This is a genomic window from Roseomonas fluvialis (assembly GCF_022846615.1).
In the GTDB taxonomy this organism is placed as follows: Bacteria; Pseudomonadota; Alphaproteobacteria; order Acetobacterales; family Acetobacteraceae; genus Neoroseomonas; species Neoroseomonas fluvialis.
Window position 1 is genome coordinate 2,360,055 of the sequence record NZ_AP025637.1, and the last position, 18,084, is coordinate 2,378,138.

Sequence of the window (18,084 nt, forward strand, 5' to 3'; positions counted from 1 at the left end):
GACGCGCCACCTTGCGCTGCCGCAAGGTGATCCCCGCCACGGCAACGCCATTCTCGCGCGCCATGCTGGCTTCTACAGTCGATGGCGACGCGGGACTCGACCGCGCCGCCGCAGCCTTCCGCCCGGAGCCGACGACACCATGGCGAGCCCGCGCTTCATCCTGAAGACCGACCTCCAGGGGCTGGAGCCCGTCGCCGTCGGCGGCGCCGCGGTGCTCGACGCCGATGCCCGGCTGCGCGCGCTGCTCGGCCCCGACCGCGCGGCGCTGTTCGCCGAACCTACGGTCACCTGGGGCAACGGGCGCAATGCGGGGTCAGTCTCGTGGTATGCCGAGGCCGCCGGTGACCCGGTGCCGATCACCGCATTGCCGCCGGCGCGCCGCGCCATGGTCGAGCAACGCCTGGCCGCCGAACTCGCAGCCCTCGCGCCGCTGCTGAGCGACCCGCTGCTGCGCGGCGCGCTGGTGCTGGCCGGGCCGGAGTCGATCCTTGCCATCGAGGACCGCCCGGTGCTGACCGGCTGGGGTCTGTCGCCGGCCGGCGCGCTGCGCGACCCCGCCTCGCGCGCTGCCCATCTGCGCGGAGTCTATGGCGCGGCCTTGCCGCCGACCTTGGCCGCGGAGGGCGCACCCGCCGCCGAACCTCCACGCCCCGCGGCACCCCCACCGGCGCCGCGCGCCGCTGCACCGCCACCACCACCACCGCCGCCGGTCGCGCCCGCCGCCGCCGCTGCGCCGGCCGCGCGCGCCACCGGCTCCGCCTGGAACTGGTGGCTGCTGCCGGTCGGGCTGCTGGTCGCGATCATCTTCCTCGGCCTCGGCTTCTGGCTCGGCTGGCAGCTGATTTCCGACCGCATCGCGCAGCAGCGCCTGGTCGCGCACGTGGCCGACGAACCCCGCATCACCGAGCAGATCACCCGCCAGCGCCAGACCAACGACGCGCTGCGCACCGAGATCGAACAGGCCCGCGCCGCGCTCGCCGGCGATGTCTGCCGGCCGGGCGATTTCGGGCTCTCGCCGCTGACGCCGCCGCAGATCACGCCGGTGCAGCCTTCCGCACTGCCGCCACCCGCACCTGGGCAACAGCCTTTCCAGGGCACGCTGATCGGGCTGCTCGACCAGGCGACGGTTCTCGTGCTGGGGCCGTTGGCGAACGGGCAGGGGGTGGGCACCGGCACCGGCTTCGTCGTCGCACCCGGCATCGTCGTGACCAACGCGCATGTGGTCGCGAACCTCGACCCCGCGCGGACCTATGTGGTGAATCGCGTGCTGGGCCGACCGCGCACCGTGCAGGTGGTGGCGCAAACGCCCGACCCGGCGCCGGGGCGCACCGACTTCGCCATCCTGCGCCTGCCGGCCGACGCACCCGCCCTCAGCCCGCTCGGCCTGACGCGGGTGGCCAGCCGCCTCGATCCGGTGATCGCCGCCGGCTTCCCGCAGGCCATCATGCAGACGGACGCCAACTTCCAGGCGCTGCTGGACGGCAACATCCAGTCCATCCCCGAACTCGCGGTGACGGACGGGCTGATCAGCGCGGTGCAGAACCTGCCCTCCGGCCTGGTGGTCATGCCGCACACCGCCGCCATCAGCCGCGGCAATTCCGGTGGGCCGCTGGTCGACCGCTGCGGGCGCGTGGTGGGCGTCAACACCTTTGGCTTCTTCAATGCCGAACAGGGGGAGCGTGTCTCCTACGCGCAGAAGGTCGACTCGCTGCTGGCCTTCCTCACGGCGAACAACGTGACGGTGGCTGAGGTGACCGGCGCCTGCACCCCGGCGCCCGCCGCGGCCGGTGCGCCGGCCGCACCTGCTCCTGCTCCTGCTCCGGCACCTGCCCCCGGGCCTGCCGCGCCCACCGGACCACCCGCGGCCGCGCCGCCGGCCGATGCGACGCCGGCCGTCCCGGGGCCCGCTCCGGCGATCCCCGGCATGCCCGGCATCCCTATGCCGCCTTTCCCGCGCTGATCGGCCCGCCCCCGTGGACGACAGCCTGATCGCCACCACGCTGAACCGAGACCTGCTGGCGCAGGGTGTCGGCGGGCAGCTCGCGGTTCAGCATTGGGAGCAACTGACGCAGTATTTGCGCCGCGCGCTCTCGCCGCGACATGCCGCGCTGTTTGCTGAACCCAATCCCGATCCGGAAAAGGGCAGCATCGACTGGTACGCGCCCGGCACCGGGCCGGCCGTGCCGCTGCCGCAGCTCGACCCCGCCGCCGCCGAGGCCACGCGCGCGCTCCTCATGCCCATGGTCGCCGAAATCCAGGCGGCAGCCGAAAAGCTGCGCGGCTCCGCCAGCGAAGGCGAACGCTTCCTCGGCGAATTGCTGCGCCTGGCGCTGGAGATTCCCGACCAGGGCGCCATCCGCGTGCGTGACGGCGTGCCGGTGCTCGCCCCCTGGGGCCATACCCAGGCTGGCCCGGGCGGCGTGCGCGAATTGCTGGTGAAGATGGTGCCGACGCCGGTGGCGCCGATGGCGATGGTCGGCGCACCGGCCGCCATGGCCGTGGCGAGGGCGCGCATCTGGCCCTGGCTGCTGGCCGCGCTGCTGATGCTGCTCGCGCTGCTGCTGGCGCTCTGGCTGCTCTGGCGCGACCCCTCCGGCTGGTTCGCGACGCCCGAGGCGCAATGCGTGGCACCACCAACGCAGGTCGGCACGCTGGACCGCCTGCGCGAGGAAGAAGCGCGTGAGGGCGCGTTGCGTGCCGAACTCGCGCGCATCTATGCCGAGGCGGGCGAGCGCCGCCTGCTGTGCCAGCCGCCGCCCCCGCCGGAACCACCCCGCCCGCCCGAACCGCCTCAGCGCCCGCCCGAGCCGCCGCGCCGCCCGGACCCACCGCCGCAGCCGCCGCCCCAGCAACCGCCGCCGGAGCAGCCGCGCAACACCGACCTCGATCGCGCCGACCGGCAGGGCGCGCGGCGCGGGCGCACGCAGGTCATCCTGGCCTGGGATGACCGCAACGACCTCGACCTCGCGGTGATCTGCCCGGGTGGGCAGCGGATCGACTTCCGCAACCGTACGGCCTGCGGCGGATCGCTCGATATCGACCGCAACGCCGCGGGCGGGCCGACCACGCGCACTCCGGTCGAGAACGTCGTGTTCGAACGCGACCCGCAGCCCGGCACCTACCGGATCGTGGTGGACTACTTCGACCGGGCCGACGGCCCCACCACGCCCTACCGCGTGACGGTGCGCCGCGAGGGGCGGCCCGACCAGGTCTTCACCGGCACCGCGCGACAGGGCATGCGCGACCAGGTGGTCGGGGAGTTCACGGTGCCATGAGCGGGAGGAGTCTTTTCGGCCCTCAGGCGCCGGGCGCCCGCATCCGTGGGCTTGGCTTGCGCGTCGTGCGGTGTTGCGCCGGACGCGGCGGGTGGTTTGCGCGCAGTCGCGCCGTGCGCTACCGGACCGCTGCAAGGCATCGGGCCGCGGGTCGTGGGGGTGGCCGATGATCCGCCTCGTCGCGACGCGCGCGCAGGATCTGCGGCCGCTGCTGCCGATGCCGCCCGACCAGGCCTTTGCCGTCCTGCAGGCCGAGGCCGGGCGGCTCTCGCCCGCCCATGCCGCGCTGTTCGCACAGCCGCTGGCGGAGGAAGGGGGCATCGCCTGGGGCGCGCCGGGGCAGCGTTCGGCGCGCTATGCCGACATCGACGCCGCCTCCCGCGCCGCACTGACCACCGAGGCCGGGCGCATTCTGTCCGACCTGCGGCGCGAGGCCGAACGCCAGGCGGCAAGCGGCGGCGGCCCGCTGACGACGCTGTGGCCGGCATTGGCCGAGATCCCATCCTTCGACCTGGTCTTCGCGGTCGATGGCCGGCCGGTGCTGGCAGGCTGGGGCCATGTGGGCGGGGCGGCACCCGGGCCGCTCGGCCTGCTGGCGCGGTTCGACGATGGCCGCCACTGGCAGCCGCCGCCGCGCCGGCCCTGGGGGGTCTGGGCGGTCACGCTCGGTGCATTGGCGGTGCTGGCGCTGCTGGCCGGGCTGCTCGGCCCGCTGCTGGCCTGGCGCTTCTTCACCCCGCCGCAGGCACAATGCGTCGCGGCGCCGGGCGATCTCGAAGCCCTGGCCCGCCTGGTCGAGGCCGAGCGCGGCGAGCGCGATCTGCGCACCGAACTGGCGCGGCTGGAGGAGGAACTCGGTCGCCGGCGGCTGGCCTGCCCATTGCCGCGCGCACCGGAGCCGCCCCCACCGCCGCGCCCGCCCGAGCCACCGCCGCCCCCGGCGCCGGAACCGCCGCGCGAGGACCCGCTGCCGCTGCCCCCGCCTGAGCCGCCGCCGCCCCCGCCTGAGCCGGAGCGGCCCCCGCAGCCGCCGCCCGGGCCGCCGCCCGGCACGCAACCCTGCAACGTGGACACGCAGTCGGGCGGGGCCGGGGAAACGCGCACGCGCCACTACGTTGGCCCGACACCGGGTCCGGTCACGCTCGACTACGATACCCAGACCGTGCCGGACCGCATCGAGGTGCGCTATCGCGGCCAGGTCATCGCCTCGACGCCGGGGATGGTCAGCGGCCGCGGGCGGATCGGCTTCGACTGGCGGCCGCAGGGCGGGGACAATGTGGTGGAGGTTGTGGTAATCGGGCCTTTCTCGAACACCCGGTGGCGCTACCGGCTGAACTGCCCATGACTGCCACGTTGGCGCCAGGGCCTGCGCTGCGGCACACTCGCGGGCGCGAGATGGAATGTTCATGAGCAGTTCCGCCACCCCTGCCGGTTTGGTCAGCCTGGTGCCGTCCTCCGGCATCCAGTTCCTCGACATCGACTTCGACATGGACCGGCTGCCGCGTGGGTCGCGGTCTTTCTGGGAGGAACAGCTGCGCGAACAGGTGGACCATGAGGGCAAGTCGCCCACCATCCTGCGCGTGCTGGAACAGGACGCCGACGGCAACCTGGCGGACCCCGTGACGCGCCAGGTGCCGCCGCAGGAGGAAACCTATGCGATCTCCCGCGCGCAGGCGCTGGAGCCGTTCCTAAACAAGTGGGTGCCGCTGCCGTACTTCCGCGTTCATGCGCGCGGGGCGGATGGCAAGGAAGTGTTCGACCGTGGGCCGTCCAACTGGGCGCGCGCCTACGTCGCCGAGAAGCCGGTGCGCGATCCGGATGGCAAGTCGCACCGGCTGGTGCTGGCCTTCGATACGGCGCTGATGCCGCGCATCGCGGAACGCCCCTATGTCGCGCCGGCGCCCGAGGATTCCGCGCGGCAGCAGGAATTCGCGCCGGTCTGCGGGCATGGCGAGAATGCTTGGTTCCTCAACGAAGCCTGGGTCGGGCAATGGCTCGAGGAAGGCTTCCGCGAATTGCGCCAGGCGCAGCGCGGCGGGCGCCCGCTGCGCCCCGAGGACTCTCCCCATGCCTGCGAGCATTGGGCGCGGTATCTCGGCTTCCTCGGGCTTCTGGAGGGCATCGGCATCCTGCCGCGCATCCGGCTGGTCGATGTGGTCTCCGACAATCGCGGCTATGCGCCGATCAATGTCGACCTGGTGCTGGATGTGGGCAATGCGCGCACCTGCGGCCTGCTCGTCGAGGAAAGCCAGGACGCGCCGTCGCTGAACAATTCGCAGGTGCTGGCCCTGCGCGACCTGTCGCACCCGGAGGACGTCTATGCACGGCCCTTCGAAAGCCGCGTGGAATTCGCCGTGGGGTCGTTCGGGCGGGACGCCATCTCGCGCCGGTCGGGGCGTGCTAATGCCTTCCGCTGGCCATCGCCGGTGCGCGTCGGGCCGGAAGCCATGCGCCTCGCCGCGGCGACGCAGGGCAACGAAGGTGCGACGGGGATTTCGTCGCCGAAGCGGTACCTATGGGACCGCCGGCCGAACGTTCAGGGCTGGCGCTTCAATGGCCGCGCATCGGATGGCGTGACGACGGAACCGCCGGTGAGCGGCCCCTTCATGGCGCATGTGACCGAGACCGGCGAGGCGCTGCGCATGTTGCGTGGCCGCGGGCAGCCTGCGGTGCGCGCGCGCTTTTCACGATCGGCCATGTACACCTTCCTGCTGGCCGAATTGCTGATGCAGGCGATCACGCAGATCAACGCGCCCGCCACGCGTGCCGCACGCCGCTTCGCCGACGTGCCGCGCCGTCTGCGCCGCGTGATCCTGACGCTGCCGCCAGCCATGCCCCTCGCCGAACAGAAGATCCTGCGCGAACGCGCCGAGGGCGCGATCAAGCTCGCTTGGGACATGCTGGGCTGGACCGAGGCGGGTCCTACCGCGCCGCCCGAACCGCGCGTGCTGCTGAACCTGGATGAAGCGACCGCCACGCAGGTGGTCTGGCTCTACACCGAGATCACCCAGCGCCTGCAGGGCGACGCGCAGGGGATGTTCGAACTGGCCGGGCGCGTGCGGCCGGAACGCGGGCCGAACCCGTGCCTGCGCGTGGCGTCGATCGACATCGGCGGCGGCACGACGGACCTGATGGTGGTGACCTGGTCGGTCGAGAATCGCGACACCATCGTGCCGCGCCAGGAATTCCGAGAGGGCTTCAAGATCGCCGGCGACGAGGTCCTGGAAGGGCTCATCACGCACCTGGTGCTGCCGCAGGTCGCCGATGCGCTGCGCGCCGCCGGCATGTCCGACCCGAACGCCTTCCTGCGCCAGACCTTGGGCGGCGATCGCGGCGGGCAGAGCGAGGTCGAACGCCACCTGCGCCGGCAATTCGTCTCGCAGGTGCTGGAACCGGTCGGGCTCGGCGTACTGCATGCCTATGAGCGGATTGAAGGGCGCGAGATGGGAGAGGTGTTCCGCTCGACCGTGCGCGCGGTGCTGGATGCCTGCGCGCAGCCGGCGAATGCCCGCGCCGTGGCGTTCTTCGAGACCGCGGCGCGCCAGGCCGGCGCGCGCGGCTTTGCCATCGCCGATGTCGAGGTCGCCGCTGATGCGCGGCGGGTCGAGGCGGTGATCCAGGCCACGCTCGGCCCGGTGCTGGCCGATCTGTGTGAGGTGGTCTGGCACTATGATTGCGACGTGTTGCTGTTGTCGGGCCGGCCGTCGCGCCTGCGCGCGGTGACCGACATCGTGCTGGCGAAGTCACCTGTGCCGCCGCATCGGATGATCGGCATGCATCGCTATGCGGTCGGCGGCTGGTACCCTTTCCGTGACGCGAATGCGCGCATCGAGGATCCCAAGACAAGTGCGGCGGTCGGCGCGATGCTCTGCGCGCTGGCTGAGGGGCGGCTCGAATCCTTCCTGATGCGGACCTCGCAACTCGCCATGAAATCCACCGCGCGATTTATCGGACGCATGGAGATTTCCGGGCAGATCCGCGAGCAGGGCGTGCTGCTGTCGGAAGTGGACCTGGAGAAGCGCCCGGCATCCTCGGAGGGCGTCGAATTCACCATGACCTTCGCGGCACCGACCTTCCTCGGCTTCCGCCAATTGCCGATCGAACGCTGGCCGGCGACGCCGCTCTATGCGCTGGAGTTCGCCAACCCTGAAAGCGTTCCGCGCATGGCGCTGCCGTTGCGCGTGAAGATTCGCCGCGCCGACATGGACCCGGACGCGCCCGGCCAGGAAGAAAAGCGCGAGGATTTCCGCGTCGAGGAAATCGAGGATTCGGAAGGCACCGCGCTCAGGCGATCCGATGTGGAGATTCGGTTGCAGACGATGAAGAACGAGGCCGGCTACTGGCGCGACACCGGCGTGGTGGGGCTGTCGTGAGGCTTTCCGTGAGCACCGACGCCGCGCTGGCCGCTGCCGCGCGGTCCACCGCCGAAGCCGCCGCAGAAGCGATCGACTGGCTCGGCGACAACCGCGCCAAGGTGCGCGAGGAAGCGCAGGCCGTCGCACGCGACTTCCGCAAATTCGCGCGGCGTGCGCGTAAGCTGGAAGTCGCGGCCGAACGGCCGATGTGCGTGTCGGTGTTCGGGCCGTCGCAGTCGGGGAAGTCCTACCTGATCAGCGCGCTGGCGCGACGCGGGCAGGAGAGCGTGACCGCGATGTTCGACGGCACCGCGCTCGACTTCGTGCGCGACATCAACCCCGAGGGCGGGCAGGAAGCGACGGGCCTGGTCACCCGCTTCACGCTGCGCCCGCCGGCGGCAATGCCGGGCCATCCGGTGGTGCTGCGGCTGCTGTCGCAGACCGATGTCATCAAGATCCTGGGCAATACATTCCTCGAGGATTTCGATCCGGCGGAGGTGGATATTCCCTCGCCGGAACTCGTGCAGTCGCATTGCGCGCGCTTCGCCTCGCGCATCGCCGCGGAACCGACCGACCGGCTGACCGAAGACGATGTCGACGACCTGCGCGAGTACTTCGAGGGTCTGTTCCGCGGCCACCCGCTGGTGCCCGGCCTGGGCTCCGCCTTCTGGGTGCAGGCGGCGTCCATCGCGCCGCGGCTGCCCGTGGCGGAACGCGCGGCGTTCTTCTCGATCCTGTGGAACGGGCATGAGGCCGTCACCGCCGCCGCGCGCGAACTTCTGACCGCGCTGGCGGCACTCGATTTCCCGGACGAGGCCTTCGCGCCACTGGACGCCCTGTCGCCGCGCGAGACCTCGATCATCGATGTTCGCACGCTGTCGGGCCTCGGTGATCCGTCCGACGGCAAGCTGGCGCTGCGGACGCGCGCCGGGCGCCAGGCTGTGCTGCCGCGCGCCGCCGTCGCCGCGCTGGTCGCGGAACTGACCATCGCGCTGCGCGACAAGCCCTGGGATTTCTTCGAGGTCACCGACCTGCTCGACTTCCCTGGCGCGCGGTCGCGCGAGAAGCTGACGCAGCCGGGGCGGTTCCTGGCCGAGAAGGGCAAGCTCCCCGGCCTGTTCCTGCGCGGCAAGGTCGCCTACCTGTACCAGCGCTACTGCGCGGAGCAGGAAATCACCTCGATGCTGCTGTGCATCGGGCCGTCCAACCAGGAAGTCCGCACCCTGCCGCGGATGATCAAGGATTGGGTGGACGGCACGTTGGGCACCACGCCAGAGGAACGCGCGCGCCACCGCAACGCGCTGTTCCTGGTGCTGACGAAGTTCGACACGGAGTTCGAGGAAAAGAAGGGCGCGACGGAAGGCACCGGCAGTCGCTGGACCATCCGGCTGAATGCGTCGCTGCTGGACTTCTTCGGCAAGGAATACGACTGGCCGCGCAACTGGGCCGCCGGTGCGCCGTTTGCGAATTCCTACTGGCTGCGCAATCCGAATGTCGCGGCGAAGCATATCCTCGACTACGACGAGCAGGGGCGGGAGGCCGCGCCGCGCGCGTCCGAGGCGCCGCGCATCGCGCGGCTGCGCGAGGAGTTCCTGTCGAACGACGACGCACGTCGTCACTTCTCCGATCCCGAGCGCGCCTGGGATGCGGCGATGACGCTGAATGATGGCGGCATCTCGTATCTCGCGGAGAGCCTGCGCCCGGTCTGCGACCCCGCCATCAAGCGCAACCAGATCGCCGCGCGGCTGGAATCGCTGCGGATCGACATGATGGCGCGGCTCTCGCCGTACTGGCATTCGGGCGACCTCACGGCGGAACTGAACAAGCGGCGCGAGGAAGCGCGCGTCGTCAGTCGTGCGCTGGTCGCCTGCGCCTCCGCCCAGGCCTTCGGGCGGCTGATCCGCAGCCTGCAGGTCACGCATGAGGAACTGACCTCCGCCTGGTGGCGCATGCAGACCGAGCCGGCGGAAGAAGCCCCGGTCGGCGCGCGGGCAGGGGAGGAGGACTACCTGGCCGAACTCGGCGACCTGGTGGCACCCGCCGCGCAGGGCGAGCACCGCGCGCGCGACGCCTTCGAACGCTACGCCGACATGGCGGTGGTCGAATGGCTGGAGAAGATGCACCGCGCCGCGGCCGAACCCGAGACCGCGGACCAGCTCAAGCTGCCGCGCGAGGCGGCGTCGGCGCTGGTCGCGCAGATCGGCGCCGGCGCGCGGCGCACGGGCTTGTCCGCGCGGATTGCGCAACGCCTGCGCGAAGCGGCGTCCTATCGTCAGAAGCTGTCGGAAAGTGCAGCGAAGCCCGTGATGGTCGCCGAGGGCGTGGTGAACCGCTACGTCCATTCGCTGGGCTACGCCGACCTGCCGGTGGACCAGCGACCACGCGCTGGGCGCACCGACCGCCCGGTCTTCGCGCCGCGCGCGCCGGTGAACGGCATGCCGGTGCTGGGCCCGCAGCCCGAACCCTACGACAAGCAGTATCACGTCGACTGGATCAGCGCCTTCTCACGCCTGGCAGAGGAGAACGTGACCGCGCCGGGCGGGCTCGAGATCGACGTCGCGCAGAATGCGCGCCTGGGCAGCATCCTGGGTGCGCTCGGCGCCGCCGCATGAGCGTGGTGCGCGCCGCCGCCGACCCGGCGCACCCCGAGGGCGGGCACGCCATCATCCTGCTGCAGGGCCTGATGGACATCCCCGCTGACCCACGCTTCCGCATCCTGCGCGAAGGCTGGGGCAAGGGGACGCTCGGACCCGAGGGCTGGCAGGTGAGCGACGCGCTGATCGCACCAGATCGCGTCGAGGCCTCGCCGCAGGGCGTGCGGCTGTATCTCGGCCCGCAGGTTGTCGATTGGCTGGAAGCCGGACCGGTGATCTTCCGCCTGCCGGATGCGCGCATCGACGCACCGCTCTTTTGGCCGGATGTGCCGCCGCTGCATGGCGGGTCGGGCCACACCATGGCGGTCCCGCCGCCGCCCGTGCCGCGCGCCGCGCCGCCGCCGCCCGCCGCGGCGCCCTTGCCGGGCATCGAGGATCCGGACGCGACCATCGTCCTGCCGCGCGCGGTGCCCGCACCCGAACCGGCGCTGTCGGTGCCGCAGCCCGCGGCGATGGCGAAACGCGGGTCGGCGCTGCCCTGGATTCTGCTGGTCCTGCTACTGCTCGCCGCGGGCGGAGGCGGCGCCTATTGGTGGCTGTATGGACGCGAACCGCCAGCGCCGCCGACCGAATCGGAACCGACCAGCGAACCGATCATCATCGCCCCCGAACCGCTGCCTCGCCCTGAACGCCCCGCGCTGCCGCCGCCCGATTTGCCGCCGGTGCGCCCGCAGGCCGAACCGCAGGCGCCGGTCACGCTCGATGGCCTGTCGGTGCCCGAAGTCGTCGCCCGCGCCACATCCCCCGCCGCAATCGCCGGCGAAGCCGCGCGGCGCTACGAAGCCGGCCGCTATGACGACGCCCTGCTGCTCTGGGAGGCCGCCGCGCGGGCCGGAAATGCTTCGTCGCTCACGCGGCTCGCGGGGCTTTATGATCCTGTCGGCTTCACCCCGGGGCGGCCCTTCCGAGACCCCGACCCGCGCCAGGCCGCGCGCCACTACCGCGAGGCGGTGACCGCCGGTGACGCCGCCGCCGCCGCACCGCGCGCGCGGCTGCGCCAATGGCTCGACGACCGCGCACGGGAGGGCGACATCAACGCGCCGCTGACCATCAGGGATTTCTGGCAATGACGCCGCGACGCATCCTGCTGCTGGCCACCGCCGCCCTGCTGCCGCAGGTCGCGCAGGCACAGCAGCGCGGTATCCGCACAGCACCGCGCGCTCCACTGCTGATTCCGGGCAAGACCACGCTGTTCCAGCGCGTCATCATGCGTCCCGGCGCCACGTTGCATGCCCAGCCGAATGCGCCGCAGGGCCGCCCGCTCGCGGGCTTCACCGTGGCGCATGTCTATGCCCGTCGCGATGGCTGGATCGAGATCGGCCGCGAGGCCGACGGCCAGGTGCAGGGTTGGGTGCGCGAGGATCGCGCGATCGACTGGCGCCACACCATGGTCGGCGCCTTCACCAACCCCGCCGGGCGCGAGCGCACCATGTTCCTGCGCGATGCCGATGTGCTGCGCGGACTGCTCGCCTCGCCGACCATGACCCAGGATGCCGTCGCGCTGCGGGCCGCCGCCGGCCAGCCCGGCAGTCCCGTGGTGGCGCTGGAGCCCGAGACCTTCATCGACATCCAGCGCAATTTCTACCTGCTGCCGATCCTGGAGGCCGAGACGATCCAGCGCCGCGACGGCACGCAGATGCGTTCGCTGGAAGTGATCTCCGCGCCCGCTGAATTACGCCAGGCGCCGACGCAGGCCGACCCGTCGCGCCTGCGCGACTTCCGCGGCGGCATCGTGTTCGTCATCGACAGCACGGTGTCGATGCAGCCCTACATCGACCGCACGCGCGAGGCGATCCGGCGCATCGTCGGGCGCATCGGCGACAGCGCGGTGCGCGACAATTTCCGCTTCGGCATGGTGGCCTATCGCGCCGATATCAGCACGCGGCCGCAACTCGAATACGTGACGCGCCTGGTGGCGGCGCCGGACTTCTCGCAACCGCCGGCGGCGATCCTGCCGGCGCTCGAGACGGTGCGCGCCGCCACCGTCTCGACCGAGCAGTTCGACGAGGACGCCATCGCCGGCCTGCGCGTGGCGATCGACCAGGTGGACTGGTCGCAATTCGGTGGCCGCTACGTCGTGCTGATCACCGATGCCGGCGCGCTGGACGCCACCGACCCGAAGTCGCAGACGCGGCTCGGCATTCCCGAAATCAAGGCGCTGGCCGAGGCGCGCGGCGTCGCTCTGTTCGCCATCCACCTCCAGACGCCGGAGGGCCGGTCCAACCACGCCGGCGCGCGCGCGCAGTACACCGAGCTGACGCGCTACGGCGCCGCCGGATCGCTGTATTTCCCCGTCGCCGGCGGCAGCCCGCAGGCCTTCGAGCAGGTCGTGAACGGCCTGACGAACGCACTGTTCCGCCAGGTCGCGGACACGGTCGGCCGCCCGGTCGGCGGCGTGGAACCCGCACGCACGCCCGAGGCCGAGCGCATGGCCCAGCAGATCGAGATCGTCGCGACCGCGATGCGCCTTGCGTATCTGGGGCGGGAAGGCGGCACCACGGCGCCCGACGTGGTGCGGTCCTTCACCACCGACCGCGACCTGCGAGACCCCACGCTCGCCGCTCTGGACATCCGGGTGCTACTCACGCGCAACCAGTTGTCGGACCTGTCACAGGCGCTGACGCGGATCCTCGATGCGGGACTTGCGGGGCGCACCGATCCGCGGTCGTTCTTCGGGCAGCTGCGCGCGGCCTTCGCGGCCACGGCGCGCGACCCGGCGCGGCTGGGCAACCTCGCGCGCGTCGGGCAGGCACTCGGCGAATACCTCGATGGGCTGCCATACCAGTCGCAGGTCATGGAACTCACCGAGCAGGAATGGCTCGCCATGGGTGCCGCCGCACAGCGCGAACTCATCAATGGCATCGAGACGAAGCTGCGCCTCTACCAGGAATTCGCCGCGCGTCCTGACCTCTGGGTCACGCTGGACGGGCGGCCAGGCGGCGAGGCGTTCTTCCCCGTCCCGCTGGACGCGCTCCCGTGACCCCGCTGCTGTCCCTGCGTGGCGTGACGCGCGCCTATCGCGGGGATGCCGCGCCCTTCGCGCTGGAGGTCCCGGAATTCGACCTCGATGAGGGTGAGGCACTGGCGCTGGCCGGCCCCTCGGGCAGCGGCAAGTCCACGCTGCTGATGATGCTGGCCCTCGCCGCGCCACCGGATGCCGCGCAGCGCTTCAGCTTCGCCGGGCAGGACATCGCGCGATACTGGAGGGGCGGTGGGCGCGATGCGCTCGCCGACCTGCGCGCACGGCGCATCGGGGTGGTGCCGCAGACCGGCGGGCTGCTGGCCTTCCTTTCGGTCGAGCAGAATATCGCGCTGACGCAGCGCATCGCGGGCCGGCCGGATGCGGCGCGTGTGCGTGCCCTCGCCGAGGAACTTGGCATCCGCGCGCAGCTTGCCAAGCGACCGGCTGAGCTCTCGGTGGGCCAGCGGCAGCGCGCGGCGATCGCGCGGGCATTGGCGCATCGCCCGGCGCTTGTCCTGGCGGACGAGCCGACCGCCGCGGTGCATCCCGAACTGGCCGATGTCGTGCTCGCGCTGCTGCGGCGGGAATGCAAGACGGCCGGCGCGGCCCTGCTGGTTGCGACCCACGACCCCGATCGCGCCGTGCGCGCGGGCTATCCCGTGCTGTCCTGCGAGACGCACGCACCCGGTGCCGATGGCGTCGCGCGGTCGATCTTCGTGCGCGCGCCGGTCGCGCAGGCGGCCTGACCATGCTGCGCCTCGCACTCGCGGACCTCTGGCACGAACGGGTGCTGTTCCTGTGCTCGGTGCTCGGCTGCGCGGCTGTGCTCGCGCCGCTCATCGTGCTGTTCGGGTTGCGGCAGGGGGTCGTGGCCGGGTTGCGCGCCGAACTGCTCGAGGACCCGCGTGCGCGGGAGGTGGTCTCGGTCGTCAACCGAACGCTGGAACCGGCCCTGTTCGAACGCCTCGCCGCCGATCCGCGCATCGCCTTCCTGGTGCCTCGCACGCGCGCGCTCTCGGCGACCATCGTGCTGGAGAACCCGGCCCGTCCTGGCAGCGGCCTTCGCGTGGAACTGCTGCCGACCGCGGCGCAGGACCCGCTGCTGCCCGGACGCAGCGTGGCCGATGCGGATGAACTCGTGGTCTCGACCACGGCGCTGGAGCGTCTTGGCCTGCGGGCCGGTGAGCCGGTGCTCGCCTCGATCCCGCGTCTTCGCGATGGCCAGCGGGAGGCGCTGACACTGCCGATGCGCGTGGGCGGCGTCGCGCCGCTGTCGGCCGCGACGCGCGATGCCGCCTTTGCCGCCGTGCCCGTGCTGCTGCTGGTCGAGGATTTCCTCGATGGCACCGTTGGCCCGGATGCACGCCCGGTCAGCGAGGACCTCGCGCGCACGCGCCCCTTCGCCGGCTTCCGCCTGCATGCCACGCGGATCGAGGATGTGCCCGCGCTCGATCGCGAATTCCGCCTGGCCGGGATCGAGGTGGCCTCGCGGGCCGAGGCCGTGGCGGGGCTGCTGCGGCTCGACCGCAACCTCGCGCTGCTGTTCCTGGCGCTCGCCGGGGCAGGGGGGGCGGGCTACCTGATCAGCCTGGGCGTCGGGCTTTGGGCGCAGGTGGAACGCAAGCGGCGTGACATCGCGTTGCTGTCGCTGCTCGGGCTGAAGCGCCGCGCGCTGTTGATGCTGCCGGTGATCCAGGCGGTCGCGGTCGCGCTGGCCGGCGCCATCTGCGCCTTCGCCGTGGCGGCGGCGGTGGCGGGCGTGCTGAACCGTGCCTTCGCCGGGACGGTCGCCGGGGACCGCCCGGTCTGCCTGCTGACGGCGGCGATGGGCCTGGGCGCAGCCGGCGTGACTCTGCTGGGTGCGATGATGGCGTCGGTGCTGGCGGGCATTCGGGCCGCGGGCGTGGCGCCGGCCGAAGGGCTGGCGGAGGGATGATGGCACGCATCGAATCCCGGCGGCGGTTCGCTGCCACGCTCGCGACAACAGCTTCGCGCGGGTCGGGCGTTGCGCACTGCGGCGCCGCGATCCTGTGCGCGCTGCTGCTCGCCTCGCCGCTGCAGGCGCAGTCGCCCTGGCCCGAGGAGTTCACCAATCCCCGCCCCGCCGAGCGTGATCTGGTGCTGCCCATGCCCTGCGGCGCCGCCATGGCGTTCCGCCCGATCGAGACACCGGCCGGTCCTGGTGCGCTGGAGGACCGGCCCGTCACGCTCGGCACAACGGACCCGGCCGGTGGCGTGGCGGAATTCGCGCGGCGCGAAGCCGTTGCCGGCCCCTTTGCTGCGGCCGGCCGCGATGTCGCGCTGTTCTGGATCGGCAAGTACGAGGTCACCCGCGACCAATACGCCGCGGTGATGGAGGACCGCTGCCCGGCTGCCTCGGCAGCCGGGCGCCTGCCGGCGGCCAGCTTGTCCTGGTTCGACGCGGTGGCCTTCACGCAGCGCTACACCACCTGGCTGTTGCGCAATGCGGCCGCGCGCCTGCCCCACGCCGACGGCACGCCCGCCTTCGTGCGCCTGCCGACCGAGGAGGAATGGGAATACGCGGCGCGCGGCGGCGCCGCCGTCAGCGAACTCGATTTCCTCGGCCGCACCTTCCCGATGCCCGAGGGCACGTCGCGCTACGCCTGGTTCCAGGGGCCGCGGTCGGCATCGGGCCGCGCGCAGCCGGTGGGCGCGCTGGAGCCGAATCCGCTGGGCCTGCACGACATGCTGGGCAATGTCGGCGAACTGGTGCTGGAACCCTTCCGCGCGGTACGCGTCGGGCGCCTGCACGGCCAGGCGGGCGGCGTGGTGGTGAAGGGCGGGGATTACCGCACGCCGGAGGCGGCGCTGCGGTCCTCGCTGCGCATCGAGGTGCCGCCCTATGACGCGACGGATGGCCAGCCCACGCGCCTGGCATCCGTGGGCTTCCGGGTCGCGCTCGCAGCCCATGTCACCACGAGCCTGCGCCGTGCCGAGGCGCTGAACCGTGCCTTCGAGGCCGAGAGCCGTGCCAGTGGCACCGAGGCCGAGAACGCGCGCCGCCAGATCGCCGCACTGCGCGAAGGCGCCGATCCGCGCCTGCGCCAGGGCCTCGACAGGCTGGAGGCCGGGCTGATGGCGGCCGAGCGTGCGCGCCTCGAACAGGAACGCGCAGGGCTGCGCGCGCAGCTGGAAGGTGCCGCGGTCCTTGCGCGTGCCGCGGGCCAGTCGCAGCGGCGCATGGACGGGATCGAGCCGCTGCTCGCCGGTGCCGACGTGGTGCAGGCGAGCCCCGAGATGCGCGCTGGCTGGGCGCGCGCACTGGAGCAGTTGCGGATCGAGCGCGAGCTCTCGCTCGATGGCTATGCCCGCATCGTCGCTGATCTGGGCCGCAGTGCGGACCGCGCGACGCTGACCACCGAAGCCGGCGTCGTGGCGCGCGAGACCGAGGCACGCGGCGTACCGGACCTGCGCCCCTATCTGGACGTGGCGGCCCGGCATGCGGCGGATTCGCGCGATCGCGGCCTGCCCGCGCGCGACCGGCTGCGCGAGGAGGTGCTGGCAGCCGCGCGCGGCGCCGTGCCGCCGCAAGCCGTCGTGGCACCACCGCCGGCCACGCCGCAGCGCCCCACCCAGCCGGCGGCGACGCGACCGACGGCGCCCCCGCCGCAGCCCCCGGTGCAGGCCCCACCCGCCCCGCCGCCCGTGGCCGTATTGCCGCCGCCGCCGCTGCCGCCCGTCACCGCCGACCCCGAGCCGCCGGCGGCATCGCGCCCTTCGCAGGCGGCGCAGTCCCCGCGCCTGCCTGTGACGCCACCGCGTGCACCCGCGCCCGCGCCCGCGCCACCCGTGCGCGAAGGCCCGGGGATCAGCGTGAAGCCGCCGATCCAGCGCGGCGGGCCGTCCTCGGGCTTCGACCCGACCGGCAAGCCGCTCGGCTTGCGCTGATCAGTCGTCGTCGGAGCGCGACGGCGGGCCGGCCAGCACGCCGCCATCGATCACGATGGTCTGGCCGGTCATGAAGGACCCCGCGGCGGACCCCAGGAACACGGCTGCCCCTGCGATCTCGTCCGGTTCGCCAATGCGCTTCAGCGGCGTGTCCTTGGTTCGCTTCTTGTAGATGCCGGGATCCTCCCAAAGCGCGCGGGCGAAGTCGGTGCGCACCAGGCCGGGCGCAATGGCATTCGCGCGCACATTCTTCGGACCCCATTCGACCGCGAGGTTCCGCACGAGCTGCATGTCCGCCGCCTTCGAGATCGCGTAGGCGCCGAGGACGGGCGAGCCGCGGAAGCCTCCGATCGAACTGACGACGATGATCGACCCGCCGCCGCGTTCCGCCATGCCGGGCGCCGTCATGTGGGCGAGCCAGAGGTTCGACTTGATGTTGGACGCCATGATCTTGTCGAAGATCTCGTCCGGCATGGTCACGGCGGGGCCGAAATGCGGGTTGATGGCGGCGTTGCAGACCATGATGTCCACCTGGCCCCAGGCGGCGATGGTCTGGTCGATCAACGCCTGGCATTCGGTCTTGCGGCCGATGTTGCAGGCCAGCGCCATCGCGGTGCCGCCGCGGGCCGTGATGGCGTCCACCACCTCCTGGCAGGCATCCACCTTGCGGGAGGAAACGACGACCTTGGCGCCGTGTTCGGCCATGCGTTCGCAGATGGCGCGGCCGATGCCGCGGCTGCCGCCGGTGACGACGGCGACCTTTCCGGTCAGGTCGAACAGGGTCATGCGTTCCGCTCCCTTTGTTGTGCGCGGGGCGCAGCGCAGCATGCGCGGGGCGCGCGGGCAACCGGGTGCGTCGTGCTTGCCGTCGGCGCGGTTCTGCCGGACACTCCGCCGCCAAGAAGGGCTGTCCAGGCCCACACGCGATT

Annotated in this window: 11 protein-coding genes; 10 read left to right on the plus strand and 1 reads right to left on the minus strand. The window is 72.3% G+C overall.

Features of this window, described 5'->3' with window-relative positions:
• The first annotated feature begins 139 nt into the window (after positions 1-139).
• From MWM08_RS11455 to MWM08_RS11500, 10 genes are all read left to right on the plus strand, one after another.
• Complete coding sequence (locus tag MWM08_RS11455; RefSeq protein ID WP_244459572.1) at positions 140-1,960, plus strand: S1 family peptidase; 1,821 nt, start codon at positions 140-142, stop codon at positions 1,958-1,960.
• 13 nt (positions 1,961-1,973) lie between these two features.
• A complete protein-coding gene (locus MWM08_RS11460; protein ID WP_244459573.1) occupies positions 1,974-3,275 on the plus strand; it encodes a hypothetical protein in 1,302 nt (433 codons plus the stop codon).
• 166 nt (positions 3,276-3,441) lie between these two features.
• A complete protein-coding gene (locus tag MWM08_RS11465) occupies positions 3,442-4,620 on the plus strand; it encodes a hypothetical protein (protein ID WP_244459574.1) in 1,179 nt (392 codons plus the stop codon).
• Between the two features lie 61 nt (positions 4,621-4,681).
• Positions 4,682-7,648 carry a virulence factor SrfB gene (locus MWM08_RS11470; protein ID WP_244459575.1) on the plus strand — a complete coding sequence of 989 codons (2,967 nt, stop codon included), beginning with the start codon at positions 4,682-4,684 and terminating at the stop codon, positions 7,646-7,648.
• Positions 7,649-7,656: 8 nt separating this feature from the next.
• The gene (locus tag MWM08_RS11475; protein WP_244459576.1) at positions 7,657-10,242 is read left to right on the plus strand and encodes a virulence factor SrfC family protein; all 2,586 of its coding nucleotides are present in this window, start codon (positions 7,657-7,659) and stop codon (positions 10,240-10,242) included.
• Complete coding sequence (locus tag MWM08_RS11480; protein ID WP_244459577.1) at positions 10,239-11,354, plus strand: hypothetical protein; 1,116 nt, start codon at positions 10,239-10,241, stop codon at positions 11,352-11,354. Before MWM08_RS11475 ends, MWM08_RS11480 begins: the two co-directional genes overlap by 4 nt.
• Complete coding sequence (locus MWM08_RS11485) at positions 11,351-13,264, plus strand: vWA domain-containing protein (RefSeq protein ID WP_244459578.1); 1,914 nt, start codon at positions 11,351-11,353, stop codon at positions 13,262-13,264. Before MWM08_RS11480 ends, MWM08_RS11485 begins: the two co-directional genes overlap by 4 nt.
• Positions 13,261-13,992 carry an ABC transporter ATP-binding protein gene (locus MWM08_RS11490; protein ID WP_244459579.1) on the plus strand — a complete coding sequence of 244 codons (732 nt, stop codon included), beginning with the start codon at positions 13,261-13,263 and terminating at the stop codon, positions 13,990-13,992. Before MWM08_RS11485 ends, MWM08_RS11490 begins: the two co-directional genes overlap by 4 nt.
• A gap of 2 nt (positions 13,993-13,994) precedes the next feature.
• Positions 13,995-15,182 carry an FtsX-like permease family protein gene (locus tag MWM08_RS11495; protein ID WP_244459580.1) on the plus strand — a complete coding sequence of 396 codons (1,188 nt, stop codon included), beginning with the start codon at positions 13,995-13,997 and terminating at the stop codon, positions 15,180-15,182.
• Positions 15,182-17,155, plus strand: coding sequence for a formylglycine-generating enzyme family protein (locus MWM08_RS11500; protein WP_244459581.1), 1,974 nt, complete (start codon positions 15,182-15,184; stop codon positions 17,153-17,155). The genes MWM08_RS11495 and MWM08_RS11500 overlap by 1 nt, the downstream gene beginning before the upstream one ends.
• Here the strand turns inward: MWM08_RS11500 and MWM08_RS11505 are convergent, their stop codons facing one another.
• A complete protein-coding gene (locus MWM08_RS11505) occupies positions 17,156-17,941 on the minus strand; it encodes an SDR family NAD(P)-dependent oxidoreductase (RefSeq protein ID WP_244459582.1) in 786 nt (261 codons plus the stop codon).
• Positions 17,942-18,084: the final 143 nt, after the last annotated feature.